The following is a 4,992-nucleotide window of genomic DNA, read 5'->3' as shown; positions in this document are numbered from 1 at the left end:
AATAAAACGCCTGCAACAGCATCGCCCGCAGCAGCTTCTCCGGTGGGATCGACGGCCGCCCAATCGGCGAATAGAGCGCGGCAAACTCGCGCTCCAGCACCGCCAGCGCTTCGTTCACGATTGTCCGGATCGCTCGCAGCGGATGATCACGCCGCACCCGCGCCTCCAGATCAACGTAGCTAAACAGCTCTCCTGTTCGATTGTCGCCGCCGCGCACGCACCATCTCCGAATCGCATCGGAGGCCAATGAATCATGGTCGCCGGTCGGCGGCGAGCGCCTTTTTCAACAGCCTGCTAGTGGCGTTTCTGTTAGCCGTTGACGAAAGCTCGTTAGATGGAGATTGCCGCTGGTCAGCTTTTGACTTTTTCTGTCTCCCTTCGCAAAGATCGTGCTGGCAGTGCACGTTTGTTCTCAGCCCCGCGACGCGCAGCTCATTTTTCGTTGCTCGCCTCGCAATGCCCGTCGTCCCTGTTCCCCGGAGCTGGGCTGAGCTATGACCTCCTTTGCCGCGAGAAAATGCCCGACGAAGCTGTTGATGTGCTTTTCGACGACGAGGACTTCCAGCGCGTCGTCGAGGTGCCGAGCTAGCGCGCGATCTTACGCAGGGACATGCCGGATGCCTCGGGGCGGCGCAGCGCCTCGCCGACGGGCCGGGATCCATCATCACCCACATGTAAGCGCACCGAGTCGGAGAGGAATTAAGACGGCAGAGCCGGGTAGATCCAGAAGCAGCAGAAGTGGTCAGCGCGCGAAGGACCGGCAAGCGCCCACCGACCCTTATCATCGACGAGGGCGTAATCCTGAGAGCCATTCCTGATGGAGGCCATGCTTATCATCTTTGGTGCCGCCGTCGAGCCGGACTGCAACATGCGAGCAACCGTCGGAACATCGTCGGCGTGGTGCTTCTATCGTCTTTCGTGGTGCTTGCATCCGAGCCCCCTTGAGGTCTTTACGCCTTATCGAACTTGGAGGGGCTCATGAGGGGTTTCGTTGTTGTGCTCGTTAATACTGAGTGGTTGCGTGACGTAGAAGATGAAGGCGTGAGAGCAGCAAAGGTGGCGGCTCAGGACGACGCCTCATGCAGGCAGCGTATCAACTGGCAAGGGGGCCGATGGCTACACAGTGCCGCAAGAACCTCAGCTACTATCAGCAGCAAGCGGCCATCCAAGATCAGCAGGCAGCGGAGCGCTCGCGTAGGGCCTCTGAAGGGCTTACGGAAATGAGCCGGTCTCTGCAGAGCATCAATCGGCCACCCGCAGGAAGTGAACGTCACTGTGACGTGTGCGTATGGTCCGGGAAGGCGCTGATCTGCTGCTGCTGAGATGGATGGAAAGTAATCTTCTGATAAGACAGCGTGCCTGCGCCCTCAAAAGGAGCATAGAGCGTTCACACACGTTCATCGAGCGTTCAGGCCGATCATGGTGAATGGCTAACAGAACCTTACAGGGGGTAAGCCATGACTTATGTTGGAGCGGAGCCTTCGTCCAATCACAGTTACTCGGAAGAGCACGAAACAGGTCTCGTTCCTATCGCTGTGATTGTTCTGGCCGTCGTTGCGGTATTCGTCGCCCTGTCGGTGGGAAGCTTTTTCCTCTCTGGACGCATCTATCACTTCATCGAGCAAGACTTCGCGAGCCATTCCCGGCCAATCAACGGCATCAAGGTTGCCGGGCTCGCGGTTATCTTGGGATGCCTCGTCTGGTATTTGCGTGATTTCTTGAAGCTGAAGATCGTGCCCTTTTTGGAAATGGCACTTGGCGCAACCTTCTCGATCCAAGGCGTGGTGGTTCCTTCCAGGGATACAGAAACAATCGTGATTGTTGGCGTGATTGGCTTTGTCGGCGGCGCTCGCATCATCGTGGACGCTTTCAAACGAGCCTACGAATATGATGCCTGGAACATGATGCAGCCATGCTGGTTTGTCGTGAACTGGAAGCTGTTCAAAGAGTTCTGCGGTTGCGACTAGAGGAACATTTTCGATGCGACCGGGTCTGCAATGAGCCGAGCCGCAATCGCTGGAGTGTAGCCACAACAGGGCATTTTGGAATCTCATGCGTCGGTGCGACTGACAATCGTGCAATGACGCGGTGGCTGCTCGTCAACCGCCTGAGTGGTCTATCTTGCAAAGATCACGATACGTTGGGTCATTTTCGACGAGCTTTCTGATTTCGCTGGCGCTGAACCCTATGGCGCGGAGTATTTCAATTTCGAGGAGCAGCAGTACCTTTTGTGTGAAGTATAAGAACCATCCTGTAGCTAGATACGCTTTGATTTTCGTCTCCTTCCGCTTCCCCTCGTAGTGGGTCAGGTAATTGCGCGCGTCCCGTATGAGGGCGATGTCTTTGCCTTCATCTTTGAAGAGCTTGCTCAACAGTTCCTTATCGTGCGTAAAGATGTCACGCAGCCGATCAGCTAAAGAGATTTCGTTTAGGTATTCCAGCTTCCTTACAAGATCGGCTTTTTGCTTCCAGTGCGAGGGAATTGCGTCAGCAAGTTTGCGGTGCAAAGCCGCATACGTCTTCTCTGTAACGAGTTTCCGCGCCGGGTGTGTTCTTCGGTGAAGTGCCTCTAGTGCCTGAATGTATGTAAGAAACTCAAACTCACGAAATTTTTGGGGATGCGATAGAAGTGCCACCCGAAGCGAAATTACGGGCTCCAGTCTGTCGTACTGTGCAAACCACGATCGAAGTACCTTCTCATAGACCGCGCGCCTCGTCGGTCTGGTGAAAAGCGGATGAGGTATCTTAGATTCGCCAGAGTTGCTCGCTGACCATGGCCCGACCATTCTAACGGACTCCCCCGTCTCCCGCTCGATGGTGTAGACACGGCATACGATCTCGCAGCGTAGAGCTACAGAGAACAAGCGGCAGATTTTAGTGGTCCACCTGTCTGCCTCGGAGACCGATTGGGGCTTGTCGAAGGCGACGCGAACGCGATGGCGCTCAATCAACTTGATTTCGGAGATTGAGCGCGATTCCCTTATGCCGGTGCTTAGCTGGAAAGTAGCGCCGGAAACCCGGACTTCCTTGGCTTTCTTTCCTCGATACGTAACCTTCAGTTCCTTCTGAGTGGATTTGTTCATCATGCCTCGAAGGCCAGTCCAGCGTATCAATTCTGGAGTGCTAAACGACAAACCTGAAGCAAACGGCACCTTTAGGTTCTCGATATGCGCGCCCACTGAGACAATGTTGACCGCGATGCACGCCTTTACCGGTTTTTCAGTGGGGAAGAACGGCACCCAAACGGTGAAACAGTCGAACAGGGTAATTCGCTCGCCCTGAGCCATTCCGTGCATTTGGAATTTTTGGCGCGCATCGAGCGCTATTAATATGGAACGCTCTCCCTCGACGTTCAAAGTGGCTGCACCGTTCTCATCAATTTCGAGTTTGCCCGAGAGTTGTGAGGCTGGGTCATCCGTTGCCCAGAAGACTCCGGAAAGATTTGCGCCGAGCAGCGTGTCCATTCTTAAGCCCCTTGACGACATACCGATGAGAAAGGAAAAAGCCATTGTTTCGCGGGGCAAGCCTAAACGAGAGGCGGGGTGCAGTGGAAGACTATGAAACGCTACGTCAACGAAATCGTTGATCCAGCCGTGGATGACTTCCGCCAACATCCTTCGAGTGTGAGGATGGGCTTCTTAGCTTGCGTGGCGATAGATCATTCTGTCGACTATTTGGCGTTTCCGCTCGACCGCTCGCAGTGGGACGGAAAGGAACATCACACTAGGCGGGCCGCGTTGCGAAGGCAGTTCAAAGAAGAAAGCGAGCACTTTGGCAAGCGAAGCGGCCAACGCGTTCAAGCATGTTAAAACTACTAGTAAGAGGTGGCTCGAAGCGGCCGAAGTGTACGAGCGACCGCCAGCATTGGCAGGTAGGATGATGGCAGGTGCTTCGAAGGTCGGAGACCGGACGGGAGCCGTGGTCGTGGACGGCCATAACCTGCTCCGCGTGGTGACGGGCGCTCTGCGTTTTCTGCGCTCCAAGACGCGCGAGGGCGTCAGCGACGGAAAGTTCTGAGCGCAGACTACTTACGGAGAAAGATAGTGGCCAAACCCTGCTCAAGGGGATGTCCCGGGTTCTGTTGAATTTCTGAGGAGGTCGGCGTTGCCCACCTTGAGCCGGTAGGCTCGGGGTGCTGATTCCACAAAGGAGAGCAACGCCATGACGAGAGATATCACACCGGCTGGTTCGCCGGCGACTAGGGTTGTGGACGAAGCGTTTGCGGAAGTGCGGGCGAGCTTCGATCGGCTCTGCCTTGCGGCGGGGATCGAGGCGCTCGGCACGATGATGGAGGCGGATGTGACGGCGGCCTGCGGGCCGCGCCACGGTCGCGAGCGGCGCGGCGGGCGCACCGTTGGGGCCGAACGCGAGGACGGATCGGTTTCCACGGCGGCAAGATTGAGGTCGAGCGGCCCCGGGTCCGGGGCGTGGACGGCCGCGAGATCACGATCCCGAGCTGGGAAACGGCAGCGCAGGAGGACTGGCTCGGTCGCTGGGGGATGAACCTGATGCTGATCAATATGTCGACGCGCCGGTTCGGCCGCGCCGTCCGGCTGCCCGAGGGGGACGTGCCGGCACCGCCCGGATCTGGGATTTCGAAATCGGCGGCCTCGCGGAGGTTCGTTGCGCTGTCGGCGGCGCGGCTGGCCGACTTCATGGCTGCCGATCTGTCCACGCTCGACCTTCTGGTGGTGCAAATCGACGGGCTGCATCTCGACGACGATCTCGTGCTAGTCGCCGCGATCGGGGTTGACGGCGAAGGCAACAAGCATCCGCTGGCGCTGGTGGAAGGGGCGACCGAGAATGCCGCAACGGTTCAGGCCCTGCTGGACAACCTGGTCTCGCGCGGGCTCGACCCGACGGTGCCAAGACTGTTCATCGCCGACGGCGCGAAGGCGCTGTCGAAGGCGATCCGCCGCACCTTCGGTCCGGCCGCTGCGATCCAGCGCTGCCAGATCCACAAGGCGCGCAACATCATGGAACGCCTGCCGA

5 protein-coding genes and 1 pseudogene are annotated in these 4,992 nt (G+C 57.7%); 4 read left to right on the top strand and 2 right to left on the bottom strand.

What is annotated here, in order from left to right:
- Positions 1-217: transposase (locus tag E4K65_RS46245; protein WP_135179707.1), on the bottom strand; the 217-nt coding region annotated here is incomplete at its 3' end.
- A 117-nt stretch (positions 218-334) separates the two neighbouring features.
- Between E4K65_RS46245 and E4K65_RS46240 the strand changes: the two genes are divergently transcribed.
- Together E4K65_RS46240 and E4K65_RS46235 are read left to right on the top strand one after the other, a co-directional pair.
- Complete coding sequence (locus E4K65_RS46240) at positions 335-589, top strand: hypothetical protein (protein WP_135179706.1); 255 nt, start codon at positions 335-337, stop codon at positions 587-589.
- An 868-nt stretch (positions 590-1,457) separates the two neighbouring features.
- Positions 1,458-1,967, top strand: a complete 510-nt coding sequence (locus E4K65_RS46235) for a hypothetical protein (RefSeq protein ID WP_135179705.1) — start codon at positions 1,458-1,460, stop codon at positions 1,965-1,967.
- A gap of 132 nt (positions 1,968-2,099) precedes the next feature.
- Here E4K65_RS46235 and E4K65_RS46230 read toward each other — a convergent pair whose 3' ends face one another.
- Complete coding sequence (locus E4K65_RS46230) at positions 2,100-3,464, bottom strand: ApeA N-terminal domain 1-containing protein (RefSeq protein WP_135179704.1); 1,365 nt, start codon at positions 3,462-3,464, stop codon at positions 2,100-2,102.
- Between the two features lie 412 nt (positions 3,465-3,876).
- Between E4K65_RS46230 and E4K65_RS48100 the strand changes: the two genes are divergently transcribed.
- Both E4K65_RS48100 and E4K65_RS46225 read left to right on the top strand, forming a co-directional pair.
- Positions 3,877-4,017, top strand: a complete 141-nt coding sequence (locus E4K65_RS48100; protein WP_167771703.1) for a hypothetical protein — start codon at positions 3,877-3,879, stop codon at positions 4,015-4,017.
- A 144-nt stretch (positions 4,018-4,161) separates the two neighbouring features.
- A pseudogene (locus E4K65_RS46225) lies at positions 4,162-4,992 on the top strand (transposase); the annotation flags it as partial.

The organism is Bradyrhizobium niftali, from assembly GCF_004571025.1.
GTDB classification, from domain to species: Bacteria; Pseudomonadota; Alphaproteobacteria; order Rhizobiales; family Xanthobacteraceae; genus Bradyrhizobium; species Bradyrhizobium niftali.
The sequence above is the reverse complement of the archived record's forward strand: the minus strand, read 5'-3'. Positions and strand labels throughout refer to the sequence as shown.